Consider the following 15,797-nt stretch of genomic DNA (forward strand, 5'->3'; position numbering starts at 1 on the left):
GCCCCCCGAGCCCCCCGAGCCCGCCCCGGAGGAACCCGCCGACACCGAGGGTCCGCGGCGACGCGCCCGCCGCGAACGCGCCGAGCGCCGTGCGGTTCAGCAGCGGGCCATCGCGATCGAGGAGGCCCGCCGGGAGGCCCACCGCCGGGTTCGCAGCGAGTCCGCCGAGACCCCGGGCCGCCGCCTCGGCGAGCGTGCCGTGCGCGGCCTCAAGGCGGTCATCTGGCTGGTCGTGCTGGCCTTCGCCGGTCTGGTCCTGGGCCTGCTGCTGTACTTCACCCCGGTGATGTCGGCCCGCGGGGTCGTGGTCACCGGCATCGGCGCGGTCAGCCGCGAGGAGGTCATCGACGTCGCCCAGGTGCGCCTGGGCACCCCCCTGCTGCAGATCGACACCGGCGCGGTGGCCGATCGGGTGGCCGGCATCCGGCGGGTGGCCAGCGCGCGCGTCCAGCGCGAATATCCGTCGACGCTGCGCATCACCGTCGAGGAACGGGTGCCGATCGTGGTCAAGGACTTTCCGGACGGCCCGCACCTGTTCGACCGGGACGGGGTGGACTTCGCGACCGCGCCGCCGCCCCCGGGCCTGCCCTACATCGACGTGGAGGACCCGGGCCCCGCGGACCCCGCGACCCAGGCGGCGCTGGAGGTGATGACCGCACTGCGGCCCGAGGTGGCCGCCCAGGTGAGCCGCGTCGCGGCGCCGACACTGGCGTCGGTCACCCTCACCCTGACCGACGGTCGCACGGTGGTGTGGGGGACGACCGACCGCACCCCGGAGAAGGCCGAGAAACTCGCCGCGCTGCTGACCCGGCCGGGACGCGTCTATGACGTGTCGACACCCGATCTGCCGACGGTGAAGTGAGCGGGCGCGCGTCGGCGTGGCGGCGACGGAAATAGCCGCCCGACACGTCGGCGCGCCTCCCCAATCCGGGTCGCCCCGGCCATAACGTTCTCGGTGCGCGACACAACTTGACATAACTCTAAGCCTCTGGTTGAGGTTGAGGGTTTGCCGGGAGTGTCGAGTCAACCCGGAGTTCCCAGTACGGAGGAAGACCACACCGATGACACCCCCGCACAACTATCTCGCCGTTATCAAGGTCGTCGGCATCGGCGGCGGCGGCGTCAACGCCGTCAACCGGATGATCGAACAGGGACTGAAAGGTGTCGAGTTCATCGCCATCAACACCGACGCCCAGGCCCTGCTGATGAGCGACGCCGACGTCAAGCTCGACGTCGGGCGCGACTCCACGCGCGGTCTGGGAGCCGGCGCCGACCCCGAAGTCGGCCGCAAGGCCGCCGACGACGCCAAGGACGAGATCGAGGAACTGCTGCGCGGGGCGGACATGGTCTTCGTCACCGCCGGTGAGGGTGGCGGTACGGGCACCGGCGGTGCTCCGGTCGTCGCCAACATCGCCCGCAAGCTGGGCGCGCTGACCGTGGGTGTGGTGACCCGGCCGTTCTCCTTCGAGGGCAAGCGGCGGTCCACCCAGGCCGAGACCGGAATCTCCGCGCTGCGCGAGAGCTGCGACACCCTCATCGTGATCCCCAACGACCGGCTGCTGCAGATGGGCGACGCCGGGGTGTCCCTGATGGACGCCTTCCGCAGCGCCGACGAGGTTCTGCTCAACGGCGTGCAGGGCATCACCGACCTGATCACCACCCCCGGTCTGATCAACGTCGACTTCGCCGACGTCAAGGGCATCATGAGCGGGGCGGGCACCGCGCTGATGGGGATCGGCTCGGCCCGCGGCGACGGCCGGGCGCTGAAGGCCGCCGAGATCGCCATCAACTCGCCGTTGCTCGAAGCGTCGATGGAGGGCGCCCAGGGTGTGCTCATGTCGATCGCGGGCGGCAGCGACCTGGGTCTGTTCGAGATCAACGAGGCCGCGTCGCTCGTTCAGGACGCCGCGCATCCCGAAGCGAACATCATCTTCGGCACCGTCATCGACGACTCGCTGGGCGATGAGGTCCGGGTCACGGTGATTGCCGCCGGCTTCGACGCCACCAGCGCCGGCCGCAAGCCCGTCGTCACCGCCAGTGCCGCGGCGGCGGGTCAGACGATCGCGCCGGGCGCGGCGGGCAAACTGGCGTCGTCGCTGTTCGAGTCGCTCGAGCCGCTGGAGTCGGTCGCCTCGCACACCAACGGCTCGTCGTCGTTCGGCGACGACGACGATGACGTCGATGTCCCGCCCTTCATGCGGCACTGATCACACCCGTTGACTGTTCGCGTCCGCCGCGTCACGACCACGCGCGCCGGCGGTGTGTCGGCAGCCCCGTTCGACACCTTCAACCTCGGCGACCATGTCGGTGACGACCCGGCCGCGGTCGGTGCCAACCGGACCCGGCTGGCGTCGGCGATCGGGCTGCCCCAAGAACGCCTGGTGTGGATGAACCAGATCCACGGCGACCGCGTCGGCGTGGTTGAGGCACCGGTTTGGGCGCCGCTGGACGCCACCGACGCCCTGGTCACCGCAACGCCGCGACTGGCGCTGGTAGTGGTGACCGCCGACTGCGTGCCGGTGCTGTTCGCCGATGCGCGGGCCGGTGTGGTCGGGGCGGCGCACGCCGGTCGCGTCGGCGCCGCCGCCGGCATTGCGCTGCGTACGCTGGAAGCGATGGCGGCCGCCGGTGCCCGAGTCGGGGACATCTCGGTGTTTCTGGGCCCCTGTGTGAGCGGACCCCACTACGAGGTCCCCGAGCAGATGGCCCTCGACGTCGAGGCCACCCTGCCCGGCAGTCGCACCGCCACCCCCCGGGGCACGCCCGCGCTGGACTTGCGGGCGGGCCTGGTTCGCCAGTTGGCCGAGGCGGGGGTGGGGGCGATCGACGTCGATCCGCGGTGCACCGTGGCTGAGCGCGCCCTGTTCAGCCACCGCCGGGATGGTCGTACCGGTCGGCTGGCGTCGCTGGTCTGGTTCGAATGACTGCCGCCGATCGGATGGCCGAACTGACGGCTCGCCTGGCCGCCGTCCGGGCGCGTCTGGCCCGCGCCGCCGAGGCCGCAGGCCGCCCGGTCGAGGGGATCGACCTGCTGCCGATCACCAAGTTCTTCCCGGCCAGCGACGTCGCGATCCTGTGGCGGCTGGGCTGCCGCGAATTCGGCGAGTCCCGCGATCAGGAGGCGGTGACCAAGGTCGCCGAGTTCGACGCGCTCGTCCCCGACCAGACCCACGGGAAGGTCCGCTGGCACATGGTCGGCCAGATTCAGCGCAACAAGGCCAAAAGCATTGCGCTGTGGGCGGATACGGTCCATTCCGTCGACAGCGCGAAGGTCGTCGCCGCCCTGGACCGGGCCGCGGCACAGGCTCTGGCCGGGGGTCAGCGCGGTGCGCCGCTGCGGGTCTTCGTTCAGGTCAGCCTCGACGGCGACACCGGTCGCGGCGGGGTCGACATCGACGATCATGACGGGCTCGACCGGATGTGCGAGCGGGTCGCGGCGGCGGGGTCGCTGCAGCTGGTCGGGCTGATGGCGATCCCGCCGGTCGGGGCGGATCCGGACACCGCTTTTGCCCGCCTGAACTGCGAACATCGGCGCATCCTGCAGAGCTTTCCGGCGGCGACCGAGCTGTCCGCCGGCATGACCGACGACCTCGAGGCGGCCGTGCGACACGGTTCGACGTGTGTGCGTGTCGGTACGGCGCTAATGGGCCAACGTCCTCTAACGTCTTCCTGAGTAGTCACTCCAGTCACAAATTCATCACAGACACCGAAACCACCACCGTCATCACCGTTACCACCGACTGAACCAAAAACCGGAAGTCCAGCTCCAGAAGGGTCCCGTGGATGAGCACTCTGCATAAGGTCAAGGCCTACTTCGGCATGGCGCCGATGGATGACTACGACGACGAGTACTACGACGACGGCCGGGAGCGCGGGCGCGGCTACTCTCGTCGCGGCGACCGTTTCGCCGACGACGGCTATGACCGGGGGGGCCGCTACGAGGGCCGCTTTGGCGACCACGAGCACGACTACAATGACCGCGACGCCGACTACCCGCCCACCGGAGGATTCCGCTCGGGGTACGCCGACGAGCCGCGGTTCCGTCCGCGCGAGTTCGACCACCCCCACGACCTGCCGCGCTCGCGGTTCGGCGCGCTGCGGGGCTCGACGCGGGGAGCGCTGGCGATGGACCCGCGTCGGATGGCGATGCTCTTCGACGAGGGCAGCCCGCTCTCGAAGATCACCACGCTGCGCCCGAAGGACTACAGCGAGGCCCGGACGATCGGCGAACGGTTTCGCGACGGCCAGCCGGTGATCATGGACCTGGTCACGATGGACAACGCCGACGCCAAGCGTCTCGTCGACTTCGCCGCCGGCCTGGCGTTCGCGTTGCGCGGATCCTTCGACAAGGTGGCGACGAAAGTCTTCCTGCTAGCCCCGGCAGACGTCGACGTCACCGCCGAACAGCGTCGCCGGATCGCCGAGGCGGGCTTCTACAGCTACCAGTAGCCCGCGAGGGCAGACCGGGTGGGCGCCCGAGGCGCCCACCCCCGGTCGGTAGGCTGGCGAGGTCATCCGCTGTACGTGAAGGACCGGCACTTCGTGGCGCTGTTTTTCCAGATCCTGGGCTTCGCCCTGTTCGTGTTCTGGTTGCTGCTCATCGCCCGGATCGTCGTGGAGTTCATCCGCTCCTTCAGCCGCGATTGGCATCCCCGGGGTGCGACGGTGGTGATCCTGGAGGCGATCATGACCGTCACCGATCCGCCGGTGAAGTTGCTGCGCCGCATCATTCCGCAGCTGACGATCGGGGCGGTGCGCATCGATTTCTCCATCATGGTGCTGCTGCTGCTGGCTTTCATCGGCATGCAGTTGGCGTTCAGCGCCGCCGTCTGAGCGTCGCGTCGGCCCGGCCCGGACCGGCGAACTCGGCCGGAACCCGACTCGAATTCCCGGGTGCGGCTGCGACCGGCGGGTCTGGTGTGACAGGATGTGCGCCGGAGACCACCAGCGGGGAGCATCCGGAGCCTGCGACACCGGGGGCTTTCGTTCCAGATCGGAAGGGCAGACAATGCCACTCACACCGGCCGACGTGCACAATGTGGCGTTCAGCAAGCCGCCGATAGGCAAGCGCGGCTACAACGAGGACGAGGTCGACGCCTTCCTCGACCTCGTCGAAACCGAATTGGCGCGGCTGGTCGAGGAGAACGCCGACTTACGCCAACGGGTCGGCGAACTCGACCAGGAGGTCTCCTCGTCGCGTGCCGGCGAGGGTCAGGCCCAGGCCATCCCGCTCTACCAGCCCGAGCCGGTGCAGCCGGTGGCCGCCGAACCGGCCCCGTCGATCACCGAGGAGCAGGCCGCCAAGGCCGCCCGGGTGCTCAGCCTCGCGCAGGACACCGCCGACCGACTGACAGGCTCGGCGAAGGCCGAGGCCGATCAACTCGTCGCCGACGCCCGGGCCAACGCCGACCAGATCGTCTCCGAGGCGCGGCGGGTGGCCGAGACCACCGTCAACGATGCCCAGGCGCACGCCGACTCAATGCTCTCCGATGCCCAGACCCGGTCCGAGACCCAGCTGCGGCAGGCCCAGGAGAAGTCCGAACTGCTGCAGGCCGACGCCGAGCGGAAACACTCCGAGATGATGAATTCCTTCAACCAGCAGCGCACCGTGCTCGACGGTCGCCTTGAGCAGCTGCGCACCTTCGAACGCGAGTACCGGACCCGGCTGAAGACCTACCTGGAGTCCCAACTCGAGGAACTCGGCCAACGCGCGTCGGCGGCGCCGTCGGAGGCCGGCGAGGGCGGATACGCCCAGTAGAAACCCGCTGACGGGTCGAGAGGCTGGCCGATGCTGATCATCGCGGTGGTGCTGGCCGTGGTCGGGCTGGCGTCCCTGGTTGCGGCGGTGGCCACGAGCAACGAGGTGTTCGCCTGGATGTGCATCGCCTCCAGTGCGCTGGGGGTCATTCTGCTGGCCGCCGATGCCATCCGGGAACGCAAGCAGCGCAGGATCGCCGTCGGCGCCCTGATCGCCGCGGATCTCGGCGCCGACGAGATCGCTTCCGCCGAAACCGAGATCATCGAGGCCTACAGCGATACCGACAGCGATTCGGACTCTGATTCCGAGTCTGAGCCCGGGCCGGACGGCGCGGAGGACGCTCCCGAGGAGATCGTTCACGACGAACCCGAGACCGACATGCCCAGCGACGACGAACCGGACTATCCCGTGCCGGCCGAAGAGGCAGCGATGCATATCGTTACCGAAGACGCCGAGGTGACCGAAGACGCCGAGCAGGGCGCCGCACGCGTGGACGAACCCGGCGAGCGATAGCCCCATGGGGATCAGCTACGCCAGTGTGGTCGAGTGTCCGATTGACGACGTGTTCGCCTGGCATACCCGTGCGGGTGCGATGCCCCGCCTGGTCCCGCCGTGGCAGCCCATGCGGGTGATCAAGGAGACCGAGTCGCTGGCCGACGGGCAGGCGATCCTCGGCCTGCCCGGCGGGTTGCGCTGGATCGCCCGCCACGAACCGGCCGGCTACGACCCGCCCCGCCAGTTCGTCGATGTGCTGTCCTCCGACGGCGTGATGTCGTTGCCGCCGCGGGTGATCGGCTGGTGGCGGCACACCCACCGGTTCAGCGAGGTCGGCGCCGGCGCCACCAGGGTCCACGACGAGGTGGACACCACCGTTCCCGGTGCCGCCCTGCGGTCGACCTTCGCCTACCGGCACCGGCAACTCGCCGAGGACCTCGCCGCCCATCGCGATGCGGCACAGGCCGGAGCCGGCTCGCTCACGGTGGCCGTCACCGGTTCGGCGGGCCTGGTGGGAACCGCGTTGTGCGCGTTCTTGAGCACCGGCGGTCACCGGGTGGTGCGGCTGGTGCGCCGCGACCCCGCCGACGCCGGGGAGCGGCGATGGAACCCGGACCAACCCGCCCCGGATCTGTTCGACGGCGTCGACGCGGTGGTGCATCTGGCCGGTGAGTCGATCGCGGGCAGATTCACCGAGGCGCATCGGCGCGCTGTCCGGGAGTCTCGCATCGAACCGACCCGGCGGCTGGCACAGCTGGCGGCCGACACCGCCGCCCGTGGCGGGGTGCGGACCTTCGTCAGCGCCTCGGCGATCGGCTACTACGGCTACGACTGCGGCGACACCGTGCTCGACGAGCACGCCCCCCGCGGCGGCGGCTTCCTGGCCGACGTCGTCGCCGACTGGGAGCAGGCCACCGCGCCCGCCGCCGAGGCCGGGCTGCGGGTGGTGACGGTGCGCACCGGCATCGTGCAGGCCGCCGCGGGCGGGACACTGCGGCTGCTGCGGCCGCTGTTCGCCGCCGGACTCGGGGGGCGGCTGGGCAGCGGGCGGCAGTGGTTGTCCTGGATCTCCCTCGACGACCTGCTGGACGTCTACTACCGCGCCCTCTATGACTCCCGGTTGAGCGGACCGGTCAACGCGGTGGGACCCCATCCGGTCCGCAACGCCGAGTACACCCGGGCGCTGGCGAAAACCCTGCGCCGCCCGGCGCTGCTGCCGGTCCCGTCGGTCGGCCCGCGGGTGCTGCTGGGCCGACAGGGCGCGACCGAACTCGCCGAAGCCGACCAGCGGGTGGCGCCGGCCAAACTTCAGGCGCTGGGTCACCGGTTCCGGCAGGCCACCCTCGAGGATGCCTTGGCCCACCAACTGGGCCGCGACCCCGCACCGGGCGTGCTGTGATCCTCCGGCCGCTGTCGTTTCGTCGGTCGCAGTGACGTTAGACCCCCGATAGCGAGTCCTTACGGCCCCGTTAAACCCTGTGCAGCCGGGCGGTGTTCGGGCACGATTGAACCTATGGCCGCGGTGGTGATCGACAGCAGCGGTGTGCACCGGCTCGTCGAGCAGTTACGCGAACGGGGCTACCGGGTGGTCGGGCCGACCCGACGTGACGAGGCGATCGTGCTGGCCGAGTTGAGTTCCGCCGACGAGCTGCCCTGGGGCTGGGGGGTCGACGTCGCCCCGGGCAGCTACCGGCTGCGCCGTCGCGTGGACGAGGCCGCGTTCGGGCATTCGGCGGGGCCGCAGTCCTGGAAACAGTTCCTGCATCCCGCCCGCCAGCTGCTGTGGTCCTCCGGACCCGGGGGCGAGCAGACCGGCGAGCCCGAGGCGCCGTACGCGTTCCTGGGCGTGCGCGGCTGTGACCTGGCGGCCATCGGGGTGCTCGACCGGGTGCTGGCCGGCGGGACCCACCCCGACGGCTCCTACGCCCGCCGGCGCCATCAGACGTTCATCGTCGCCGTCAACTGCACCGAGCCGGGCGGGTTGTGCTTCTGCGACTCGATGGGCACCGGCCCGGCCTGCGGACCCGGTTACGACCTCGCGCTGACCGAGCGCGTCGCGGCAGGCACCGGTGATCGCACGATCAGCTACCTGGTCGAAGCGGGAACGGCGGCGGGTGCCGAGGTCCTGGCAGCGCTGCCGTCGCGGGCGGCCGAGCCGGCCGAGTCCGCCGCAGCCGCCGCCGCCGTGCACGAGGCCGCCGGGGCGATGGGTCGCCGGATGCCGCAGACCGACCTGCGCCAGTTGCTGGTCGACGCCCGCGAGTCGCCGCACTGGGCCGAGGTCGCCGACCGCTGTCTGACGTGCGGAAACTGCACGATGGTGTGCCCGACCTGCTTTTGCACCTCCACCGCCGACGTGACCGACCTGGCCGGTGAGCACGCCGAACGATGGATGGAATGGGCCTCGTGCTTCGAACTGGACTTCTCCTTCGTGCACGAAGGGCCGGTGCGCAGCTCCGGGCAGTCGCGCTACCGGCACTGGCTGACCCACAAACTGAGCGCCTGGCACGACCAGTTCGGCAGCTCCGGCTGCGTGGGGTGCGGGCGCTGCATCGCGTGGTGTCCCCCCGGCATCGACATCACCGAGGAGATGGCGACGTTCGCCCGGCTGGCGGGTGCCGACGATGACTGACACCGCGGTCGTCGACCAACAGCTTTCGGCGATGGCCCCGGTGTCCTACCGGGTGCGCTCGAGGGTGGTGGAGAACGCCGACTCGGTGACCCTGTGCCTGCAGCCCCAAGGCGCCGCGCTGGCGACTCCCGAGCCGGGGGAGTTCATGATGCTCTACGCGTTCGGCGTCGGCGAGATCGCGGTCTCGGTCAGCGGCGATCCCACGGTCAGCGACGGCACGCTGACCCACACCATCCGCGCGGTGGGCGCGGTCAGTGCCGCGCTGTGCGCCGCCGAGCCTGGTTCGACCCTCGGGGTGCGGGGACCGTTCGGGACCGGCTGGGGGTTGGCCGACGCCGCCGGTCGGGACCTGGTCGTCGTCGCCGGCGGCGTCGGGCTGGCGCCGCTGCGGCCGGTGGTGCTCGGTGCGCTGGCCGACCGCGACCGCTACGGGCGGGTGGTCCTGATCGCCGGTGCGCGCCGGCGCGGTGAGTTCCTCTACGCCGAGCAGCTGGCCGCCTGGCAGTCAAATCCCCGCCTGGAGGTACACCAGACGGTGGACATCCCGATCCAGGGCTGGCCGGGGGAGACCGGTTTCGTGACCGAGCCGCTGCGGCGGCTCTCGCTGCAGCCGCAGCGGACCACTGCCTTCCTGTGCGGCCCCGAACCCATGATGCGCTTCGGCGCGGAGGTTCTGCTGTCCAAAGATGTTGCGCGAGCAGATATCCGGGTTTCCCTGGAGCGCAACATGCAGTGCGGGGTCGGCTGGTGCGGACACTGTCAGCTCGGTCCGCTGCTGCTGTGCCGGGACGGTCCGGTGGTGGGCTATCACCTCGCCGAGCCGCTCCTCGCGGTCAAGGAGCTCTGAGGTGCCCAGTCTCGCGGTGTGGAAGTTCGCCTCGTGCGACGGGTGTCAGTTGACGCTGCTGGACTGCGAGGACGAACTGCTGACCCTGGCCGAGCAGGTGCAGATCGCCACCTTCGCGGAGGCTTCCAGTGCGATGGTCGGCGGACCCTACGACGTGTCGCTGGTGGAGGGTTCGGTCACCACACCGTCCGACGAGCTGCGCATCCGGGAGATCCGCGAGCAGTCCGGTGTGCTGGTGGCGCTCGGGGCGTGTGCCACCGCCGGCGGGATCCAGGCGCTGCGCAACTTCGCCGACGTCGCGGAGTTCGCCTCGGTGGTCTACGCCCGGCCCGACTACATCCACACCCTGGCGACCTCCACGCCCGCCTCCGCGCATGTCACGGTGGACTACGAACTTCGCGGCTGCCCGATCGACCGCCGGCAACTGCTGGACACCCTGGCTGCGCTGTTGATCGGACGCAAGCCCCGGCTTCCGGCGGCGACGGTGTGCACCGAGTGCAAGCGTTCCGGGGTGACCTGCGTGGCAGTCGCCGAGGGTGTTCCGTGCCTGGGGCCGGTCACCCACGCCGGATGCGGCGCGTTGTGCCCGAAGCACAACCGCGGGTGCTTCGGCTGCTTCGGGCCGACCGCGACGCCCAACATGGCGGCGATGATCCCGCTGCTGCGCCGCGACGGCATGTCCGGTGACGACGTCGACCGCGTGTTCAGCACCTTCCACGTGAGCGACTTCACCGGCCTGATGCCGCCCCGGAGCGGGTCGTGAGCGCCTCCGGTTCGCGCACCCTGCGCGTCGGCACCCTGACCCGGGTCGAGGGGGAGGGCGCGCTGCACGTCGAACTGCGCGACGGCGTGCCCGAGGTCGTCGAGCTCAACATCTATGAGCCGCCGCGCTTCTTCGAGGCGTTCCTGCGCGGGCGCGCCTACACCGAACCGCCGGACATCACCGCCCGCATCTGCGGCATCTGCCCGGTGGCCTACCAGGTCAGCGCCTGCAACGCGATCGAAGACGCCTGCGGTGTGACGCTGGATCCCGAACTGATCGCGCTGCGCCGGCTGCTCTACTGCGGCGAGTGGATCCACAGCCACGCGCTGCACATCTATCTGCTGCACGCGCCGGACTTTCTGTGCGCACCCGACATCATCACCGTCGCCCGCACCCAGCGCGCCGCGGTCGAGCGCGGTCTGGCGCTCAAGAAGGCCGGCAACCGGCTGATGGAGCTGATCGGCGGGCGCGCGATCCACCCGGTCAACGTGCGGGTGGGCGGGTTCTACTCGGTGCCCACGGCTGCCGACCTGAAGCCCATGGCCGAGCAGTTGCGCCGGGCCCTCGACGACGCGCTGGCCACCGTCGCCTGGGTTGGCGGTTTCGACTTCCCCGACCTCACCGTCGATCACGAACTGCTCGCCCTCACCGGGGAGCGGTATCCCCTGGAGGACGGGCAGATCGCCCGCACCGCCGGTGCGGCGTTCCCGGTAGCCGAGTTCGGCGAGCACGTCCGCGAAACCCAGGTGGCGCACTCGACTGCCCTGCAGGCCACCCTCGACGGGCGCCGCCATCTGACCGGCCCGCTGGCCCGGTACTCGCTCAACTACGACACGCTGACCCCTACGGCCAGGGAAGCCGCCACCGCAGCCGGGCTGGGCCCGGAATGCCGAAACCCGTTTCGCAGCATCGTGGTTCGCGCGGTCGAGGTCGTCTACGCGGTGGAGGAGGCGCTGCGCCTCATCGAGAACTACCAGCGGCCCGCACGCCCCTTCGTCGACACGCCGGCGCGTCCCGGGGTGGGTCACGGGGTCAGCGAGGCTCCGCGCGGTCTGCTCTACCACCGCTACGAGATCGACTCCGACGGGCTGATCGCCGGCTCGGTGATCGTGCCGCCCACCGCGCAGAACCAGGGCGCGATCGAGGCCGACCTGGCCCGGATCGTGGTGGCCGGCGGTGATCTCGACGATGCCGCGCTGACGACAATGTGCGAACGCGCGATCCGCAACTACGACCCCTGCATTTCCTGCGCCACGCACTTCCTGACGGTGACGGTCGACCGGCGTTGAGCGGGCCGGCCACCGCAGCGGTCGTGATCGGCCTCGGCAACGATCTGCGCCGCGACGACGGAGTGGGGCCGGCGGTGGCGCGCGCGGTGGCCGCCCTCGGTCTGCCCGGGGTGCGGGTGCTGGACTGCGCCGCCGAACCGACCGCGATCCTCGACGCCTGGACCGGTGCGGACCTGGCGGTGCTCGTCGACGCGGCCGCCGGGGGGCGGCCCGGTCGGGTCCGCAGCCACCGGTTGGCCGAGCTCGCCGAACCCAGACCGGTGAGCTCCCACGACCTCAGTCTGGCCCAGACCTGGCACCTCGGCCGGGCGCTGGGCCGGGCGCCGGCGCAGGTCGTGGTGGTGACGGTGGACGCCGAGGACACCGGACACGGCGCCGGGCTGAGCGCGGCGGTGGCCGCCGCGGTGCCGGCAGCCTCAGCCCTGGTGGAGGCTGTCGTGCGCGGCGCGCTCGAGCCTGCCGACAAAACCGCGCACCAGCAGCCGTAACCGGCGCACGGCATCGTCGATCTCGGTCGCCGTCCGGCATCGCAGAGCGTCGGCGTCGCGACCCAGGCGCGCCAGCTCACCGGCACCGCCCTCGTAGTCGTCGGCGATCCAGCGTTCCAGGAGCGCCTCATCGAGCTCGGGATGGAATTGCAGGCCCAGAGCACGGCCGTAAGCGAAGGCCTGCGGCGCGGCGGAATTCCGGGCGATCTCGACGGCACCCGGGGGGACCGTGAAGCGATCGAAGTGCCACTGAAACCACGGCCCGTGCGGCACCAGGTCGGTGTCGGCGCTGCGGACCTCGCACCAGCCGATCTCGGGCTGCGGGGCGCGGCTCACCGCGCCGCCGAGCGCGCTGGCCAGCAGCTGGCCACCGAAACAGACCCCGAGCACGCCCACACCGGCGGTCAGCGCCCGGTCCACCACCGCGCGCTCGCCGGCCACCCAGGCGCCGGCCAGTCGTTCGTCGTAGACCGACCAGCGCGACCCCAGCGGAGCGATGACGTCGTAGCGCAGCGGGTCGGGGAACTCCACGTCGAACACCGGGTCGTCGACCCGATCGGCGGGCACGACCTCGAAGGTGCTGACATCGAAACCCGCTTCGGCAAAGGTCTCGCCGAGCAGCGCCTCCGGCGCCGACGGGTCGTTGTAGAGGAACAGCACCGTGCGGGCCACGCGCCCAACCTACGTCAGGGCTGCGGATAAGCTGAGCCGGTGCGGCCGCTGTACACCGCGGCGGTGTGGCTGGTGGTTGCGGCCCACTTCGCTTTTCTGCTCTACCTGCCGATCGGCGGGTTTCTGGCCCTGCGGTGGCCGCGGACCCTCTGGCTGCACGCCGCGGCGGTGTTGTGGGGTGCCGCGACGGTCGCGCTGAACCTGGACTGCCCGCTGACCGACGTCGAGCGGTGGGCGCGGGCGCGGGCCGGGATGCCGCCGATCAGTTCGGCGGGTTTCATCGATCACTACCTCACCGGTCAGCTCTACCCGGCCTGGGGTGCGGGGTACGTCCCGCTGGCGGTGCTGGCGGCCGTGCTGACGTCCTGGGCCCTATACGCGAAGAGGCATTCCTGAATAGTTCTGGATAATGATCGGCATGGACGTCTCCACCCAGATCTGGATCATCACCTCCCTGGCGATTCTGGGACTGTTCGTCTTCGACTTCTTCGCCCACGTGCGGGTGCCGCACGACCCCACCTTCCGGGAGTCGGCGTCCTGGTCGGCGTTCTACATCGCCCTGGCGGTGGCCTTCGGATTCTTCGTCTGGTGGTACTGGGGCAGCCAGTACGGCGGTGAGTACTTCGCCGGCTACCTGACCGAGAAAGCCCTGTCGGTGGACAACCTCTTCGTGTTCACCGTGATCATGAGTTCCTTCGCGGTGCCCCGCATCTACCAGCAGAAGCTGCTGCTGATCGGCATCGTGATGGCTCTGGTCATGCGGGCGGCCTTCATCGCCGTCGGCGCGGCCGCGATCAATGCCTTCAGCTGGGTGTTCTACCTGTTCGGCATCTTCCTGATCCTCACCGCGGTCAAGATCGCCCGGGAAAGCGGGCACGAGAAGGAGGCCGAGCAGGAACGAGAGAGTCGGCTGATCTCCGTGGTCCGCCGCTTCATCCCGATCTCCGAGAACTACGACGCCGACAAATTCCTGACCCGCATCGACGGCAAGCGCGCCGCGACCCCGATGCTGCTGGCGTTGGTGGCGATCGGATTCACCGACCTGCTCTTCGCGCTGGACTCGATCCCGGCGATCTACGGCCTCACTGAAGAGCCCTACATCGTGTTCGCCGCCAACGCCTTCGCGCTGATGGGTCTGCGCCAGCTGTACTTCCTCATCGGCGGTCTGCTCGAACGGCTGGTGTACCTGTCCGCCGGCCTGTCGATCATCCTGGGTTTCATCGGGGTGAAACTGATGCTGCACGCCCTGCACAAGAACAGCCTGCCGTTCATCAACAACGGCGACTATGTCGACGTCCCCGAGATCTCGACCGCCATGTCGATCAGCGTGATCACCGCCGTCCTGGTGATCACCACGGTGGCCAGCCTGGTCAAAACCCGGAGCCGCTCCAGTGGTGTCCGAGGGGGGACTTGAACCCCCACGCCCGTTAATAGGGCACTAGCACCTCAAGCTAGCGCGTCTGCCATTCCGCCACTCGGACCCGGGTAGGTAAGGCTATCGGATCAGCGCAGGTCGCCCAAACCCAGTGGAGCCTCAGGCGTTCGGCAACCGGCCGGAGATGGTGCGGGCGATCGCCACCGCCGCCGGGGCCTCCGCGGCCAGGCTGCAGGCCTCCACATCGACGGCCACGTTGCCGTGAACGGTCAGCGCCCGTTCGCAGGACCACTGCTGCGGGCTGCGCTGCACCCGCGAGACCGCGAGGACGTCCCTGTCGACACCCGTCGACCCGATCGACCAGACCTGGTCGGGGGCGGGCTGCTGGGCGTAGGTCAATTCGCGGTCCGAACACCGGGCCCAGTCGGCCCGCGACGCGGTGAAGAAGTCGGCCGCCGCCGCGGCGGTCGGGAACAGCACCACCGCCTGGACGGCGTAGTGCGACCACGACGCCGCGGCCGGCGGCTCCCGCACCACCTGGGCGCGCAGGGCGGTCCATCCCGCCGCGGCGTACACCTGCTGCTGGGCAGCGCCGGCCACCGCCGAACAGGACGCGTCGCTGAGCCGACCGGAGTCCTGCCACGGGGCGCTCACCTCGCGGGTGACCACCAGCTGCGGACTTGACATCGTGGCCTGCATGTCGGCGGCGGACAGCAGAAGCCCGGGCAGCGCCTCGGCGGAGACCAGCGGATCCGGGGCGGCCGGCGTCGCGGTGCCGAAGGTCGTCTGCGAACAGCCCACGGCGGTCAGGCTGAGCAGCGCCGCGAGTGCCGGCCGAGCGCGGGTCATTGGACGATCAAACCCTATGAAGCTGCTGTTGCCAATGGTGCATTCGGGAGCACAGTGACTCGATTGTCCCGAGACCGGGCCGGCGCGAGCGCGGACGGGCGCAAAAGGGCAAGAGCGTGTATGAAAGGGACCGTGACGGAATCCGCCCGCGCGACCGTGGAGGTGGCGGTGAACGAGGTCGTCGAACTCGTCAGCGCGCTGATCCGGTTCGACACCACCAACACCGGTGATCCGCACACCACCCGGGGCGAAGCCGAGTGCGCCCAGTGGGTGGCCGGGCAACTGCGCGAGGTCGGCTATTCACCCGAGTACCTGGAGTCCGGGGCACCCGGACGCGGCAATGTCGTCGTGCGCCTACCCGGCGCCGACCCCTCCCGCGGTGCGTTGCTCATCCACGGCCACCTCGACGTGGTTCCAGCCGAACCGCAGGACTGGAGCGTGCACCCGTTCTCCGGCGCGGTGTCCGACGGCTACGTCTGGGGACGCGGCGCGGTCTCGATGAGATACAGCCGTCGCTCGCCGCCGTCGCGGCGCGGCACCGTGACCGAGAATCCGCCGACTTCACCGATCGCTTCGCTGACGCCGTCGAAGAGGTCGGGGCGGTGCTCGACGAGCCAGTGCGCGCCGTA

19 protein-coding genes and 1 tRNA gene are annotated in these 15,797 nt (G+C 70.4%); 17 read left to right on the forward strand and 3 right to left on the reverse strand.

Annotated elements, in window-relative coordinates; genetic code table 11:
• The 14 genes from ACKOB8_RS00630 to ACKOB8_RS00695 all read left to right on the forward strand — a co-directional run.
• On the forward strand, positions 1-862 hold an 862-nt coding region (locus tag ACKOB8_RS00630; protein ID WP_526374594.1), incomplete at its 5' end, for a cell division protein FtsQ/DivIB.
• 199 nt (positions 863-1,061) lie between these two features.
• On the forward strand, positions 1,062-2,207 hold the full coding sequence (gene ftsZ / locus ACKOB8_RS00635; protein WP_526374596.1) for a cell division protein FtsZ: 1,146 nt from the start codon (positions 1,062-1,064) through the stop codon (positions 2,205-2,207).
• A gap of 9 nt (positions 2,208-2,216) precedes the next feature.
• Positions 2,217-2,924, forward strand: coding sequence for a peptidoglycan editing factor PgeF (pgeF, locus tag ACKOB8_RS00640; RefSeq protein WP_526374598.1), 708 nt, complete (start codon positions 2,217-2,219; stop codon positions 2,922-2,924).
• A complete protein-coding gene (locus tag ACKOB8_RS00645; RefSeq protein WP_526374600.1) occupies positions 2,921-3,673 on the forward strand; it encodes a YggS family pyridoxal phosphate-dependent enzyme in 753 nt (250 codons plus the stop codon). Before pgeF ends, ACKOB8_RS00645 begins: the two co-directional genes overlap by 4 nt.
• Positions 3,674-3,783: 110 nt before the next feature.
• Positions 3,784-4,449 carry a cell division protein SepF gene (locus ACKOB8_RS00650; RefSeq protein ID WP_526374602.1) on the forward strand — a complete coding sequence of 222 codons (666 nt, stop codon included), beginning with the start codon at positions 3,784-3,786 and terminating at the stop codon, positions 4,447-4,449.
• A 93-nt stretch (positions 4,450-4,542) separates the two neighbouring features.
• Entirely contained in the window at positions 4,543-4,833 is a 291-nt protein-coding gene (locus ACKOB8_RS00655; RefSeq protein WP_526374604.1) for a YggT family protein, read from the forward strand.
• A gap of 175 nt (positions 4,834-5,008) precedes the next feature.
• Positions 5,009-5,758 (forward strand): DivIVA-like cell division protein Wag31, encoded by a 750-nt coding sequence (gene wag31 / locus ACKOB8_RS00660; protein ID WP_526374606.1) that lies wholly within the window; start codon positions 5,009-5,011, stop codon positions 5,756-5,758.
• Positions 5,759-5,788: 30 nt separating this feature from the next.
• Complete coding sequence (locus ACKOB8_RS00665; protein ID WP_526374608.1) at positions 5,789-6,271, forward strand: hypothetical protein; 483 nt, start codon at positions 5,789-5,791, stop codon at positions 6,269-6,271.
• Between the two features lie 4 nt (positions 6,272-6,275).
• A complete protein-coding gene (locus ACKOB8_RS00670) occupies positions 6,276-7,652 on the forward strand; it encodes a TIGR01777 family oxidoreductase (protein ID WP_526374610.1) in 1,377 nt (458 codons plus the stop codon).
• A gap of 114 nt (positions 7,653-7,766) precedes the next feature.
• On the forward strand, positions 7,767-8,885 hold the full coding sequence (locus ACKOB8_RS00675; protein ID WP_526374612.1) for a 4Fe-4S dicluster domain-containing protein: 1,119 nt from the start codon (positions 7,767-7,769) through the stop codon (positions 8,883-8,885).
• Positions 8,878-9,732 carry an FAD/NAD(P)-binding protein gene (locus tag ACKOB8_RS00680; RefSeq protein ID WP_526374614.1) on the forward strand — a complete coding sequence of 285 codons (855 nt, stop codon included), beginning with the start codon at positions 8,878-8,880 and terminating at the stop codon, positions 9,730-9,732. Before ACKOB8_RS00675 ends, ACKOB8_RS00680 begins: the two co-directional genes overlap by 8 nt.
• Position 9,733: 1 nt before the next feature.
• Entirely contained in the window at positions 9,734-10,495 is a 762-nt protein-coding gene (locus tag ACKOB8_RS00685) for an NADH-quinone oxidoreductase subunit B family protein (protein WP_526374616.1), read from the forward strand.
• A complete protein-coding gene (locus ACKOB8_RS00690; protein WP_526374618.1) occupies positions 10,492-11,784 on the forward strand; it encodes a Ni/Fe hydrogenase subunit alpha in 1,293 nt (430 codons plus the stop codon). Before ACKOB8_RS00685 ends, ACKOB8_RS00690 begins: the two co-directional genes overlap by 4 nt.
• Positions 11,781-12,272: a hydrogenase maturation protease gene (locus tag ACKOB8_RS00695; protein WP_526374620.1), complete on the forward strand. Its 492-nt coding sequence runs from the start codon at positions 11,781-11,783 to the stop codon at positions 12,270-12,272. The genes ACKOB8_RS00690 and ACKOB8_RS00695 overlap by 4 nt, the downstream gene beginning before the upstream one ends.
• Here ACKOB8_RS00695 and ACKOB8_RS00700 read toward each other — a convergent pair.
• Positions 12,201-12,944, reverse strand: coding sequence for a type 1 glutamine amidotransferase (locus tag ACKOB8_RS00700; protein WP_526374622.1), 744 nt, complete (start codon positions 12,942-12,944; stop codon positions 12,201-12,203). The two genes, ACKOB8_RS00695 and ACKOB8_RS00700, sit on opposite strands and share 72 nt — an antisense overlap.
• Before the next feature lie 48 nt (positions 12,945-12,992).
• On the opposite strand from ACKOB8_RS00700, the gene ACKOB8_RS00705 reads away from it, so the two are divergent.
• Both ACKOB8_RS00705 and ACKOB8_RS00710 read left to right on the forward strand, forming a co-directional pair.
• Complete coding sequence (locus tag ACKOB8_RS00705) at positions 12,993-13,340, forward strand: DUF2784 family protein (RefSeq protein WP_526374630.1); 348 nt, start codon at positions 12,993-12,995, stop codon at positions 13,338-13,340.
• Between the two features lie 22 nt (positions 13,341-13,362).
• The gene (locus ACKOB8_RS00710) at positions 13,363-14,358 is read left to right on the forward strand and encodes a TerC family protein (RefSeq protein WP_526374624.1); all 996 of its coding nucleotides are present in this window, start codon (positions 13,363-13,365) and stop codon (positions 14,356-14,358) included.
• On the opposite strand, the gene ACKOB8_RS00715 is transcribed toward ACKOB8_RS00710, so the two are convergent.
• Together ACKOB8_RS00715 and ACKOB8_RS00720 are read right to left on the reverse strand one after the other, a co-directional pair.
• A tRNA-Leu gene (locus ACKOB8_RS00715) sits at positions 14,337-14,425 on the reverse strand. The genes ACKOB8_RS00710 and ACKOB8_RS00715 overlap by 22 nt on opposite strands.
• A 53-nt stretch (positions 14,426-14,478) precedes the next feature.
• Complete coding sequence (locus ACKOB8_RS00720; RefSeq protein ID WP_526374626.1) at positions 14,479-15,168, reverse strand: sensor domain-containing protein; 690 nt, start codon at positions 15,166-15,168, stop codon at positions 14,479-14,481.
• Positions 15,169-15,288: 120 nt separating this feature from the next.
• Between ACKOB8_RS00720 and ACKOB8_RS00725 the strand changes: the two genes are divergently transcribed.
• Positions 15,289-15,797: M20/M25/M40 family metallo-hydrolase (locus tag ACKOB8_RS00725; protein WP_526374628.1), on the forward strand; the 509-nt coding region annotated here is incomplete at its 3' end.

This window comes from Mycobacterium sp. (genome assembly GCF_046091765.1).
Taxonomy (GTDB): domain Bacteria; phylum Actinomycetota; class Actinomycetes; order Mycobacteriales; family Mycobacteriaceae; genus Mycobacterium.

Bases quoted from the DNA above. Each gene is read 5' to 3' on its own strand.
- ACKOB8_RS00720 (WP_526374626.1), bottom strand. From the start codon at position 15,168: ATGACCCGCGCTCGGCCGGCACTCGCGGCGCTGCTCAGCCTGACCGCC.
- ACKOB8_RS00680 (WP_526374614.1), top strand. From the start codon at position 8,878: ATGACTGACACCGCGGTCGTCGACCAACAGCTTTCGGCGATGGCCCCG.
- ACKOB8_RS00670 (WP_526374610.1), top strand. From the start codon at position 6,276: ATGGGGATCAGCTACGCCAGTGTGGTCGAGTGTCCGATTGACGACGTG.
- ACKOB8_RS00675 (WP_526374612.1), top strand. From the start codon at position 7,767: ATGGCCGCGGTGGTGATCGACAGCAGCGGTGTGCACCGGCTCGTCGAG.
- ACKOB8_RS00710 (WP_526374624.1), top strand. From the start codon at position 13,363: ATGGACGTCTCCACCCAGATCTGGATCATCACCTCCCTGGCGATTCTG.
- ACKOB8_RS00650 (WP_526374602.1), top strand. From the start codon at position 3,784: ATGAGCACTCTGCATAAGGTCAAGGCCTACTTCGGCATGGCGCCGATG.
- wag31 (WP_526374606.1), top strand. From the start codon at position 5,009: ATGCCACTCACACCGGCCGACGTGCACAATGTGGCGTTCAGCAAGCCG.
- ACKOB8_RS00645 (WP_526374600.1), top strand. From the start codon at position 2,921: ATGACTGCCGCCGATCGGATGGCCGAACTGACGGCTCGCCTGGCCGCC.
- ACKOB8_RS00665 (WP_526374608.1), top strand. From the start codon at position 5,789: ATGCTGATCATCGCGGTGGTGCTGGCCGTGGTCGGGCTGGCGTCCCTG.
- ftsZ (WP_526374596.1), top strand. From the start codon at position 1,062: ATGACACCCCCGCACAACTATCTCGCCGTTATCAAGGTCGTCGGCATC.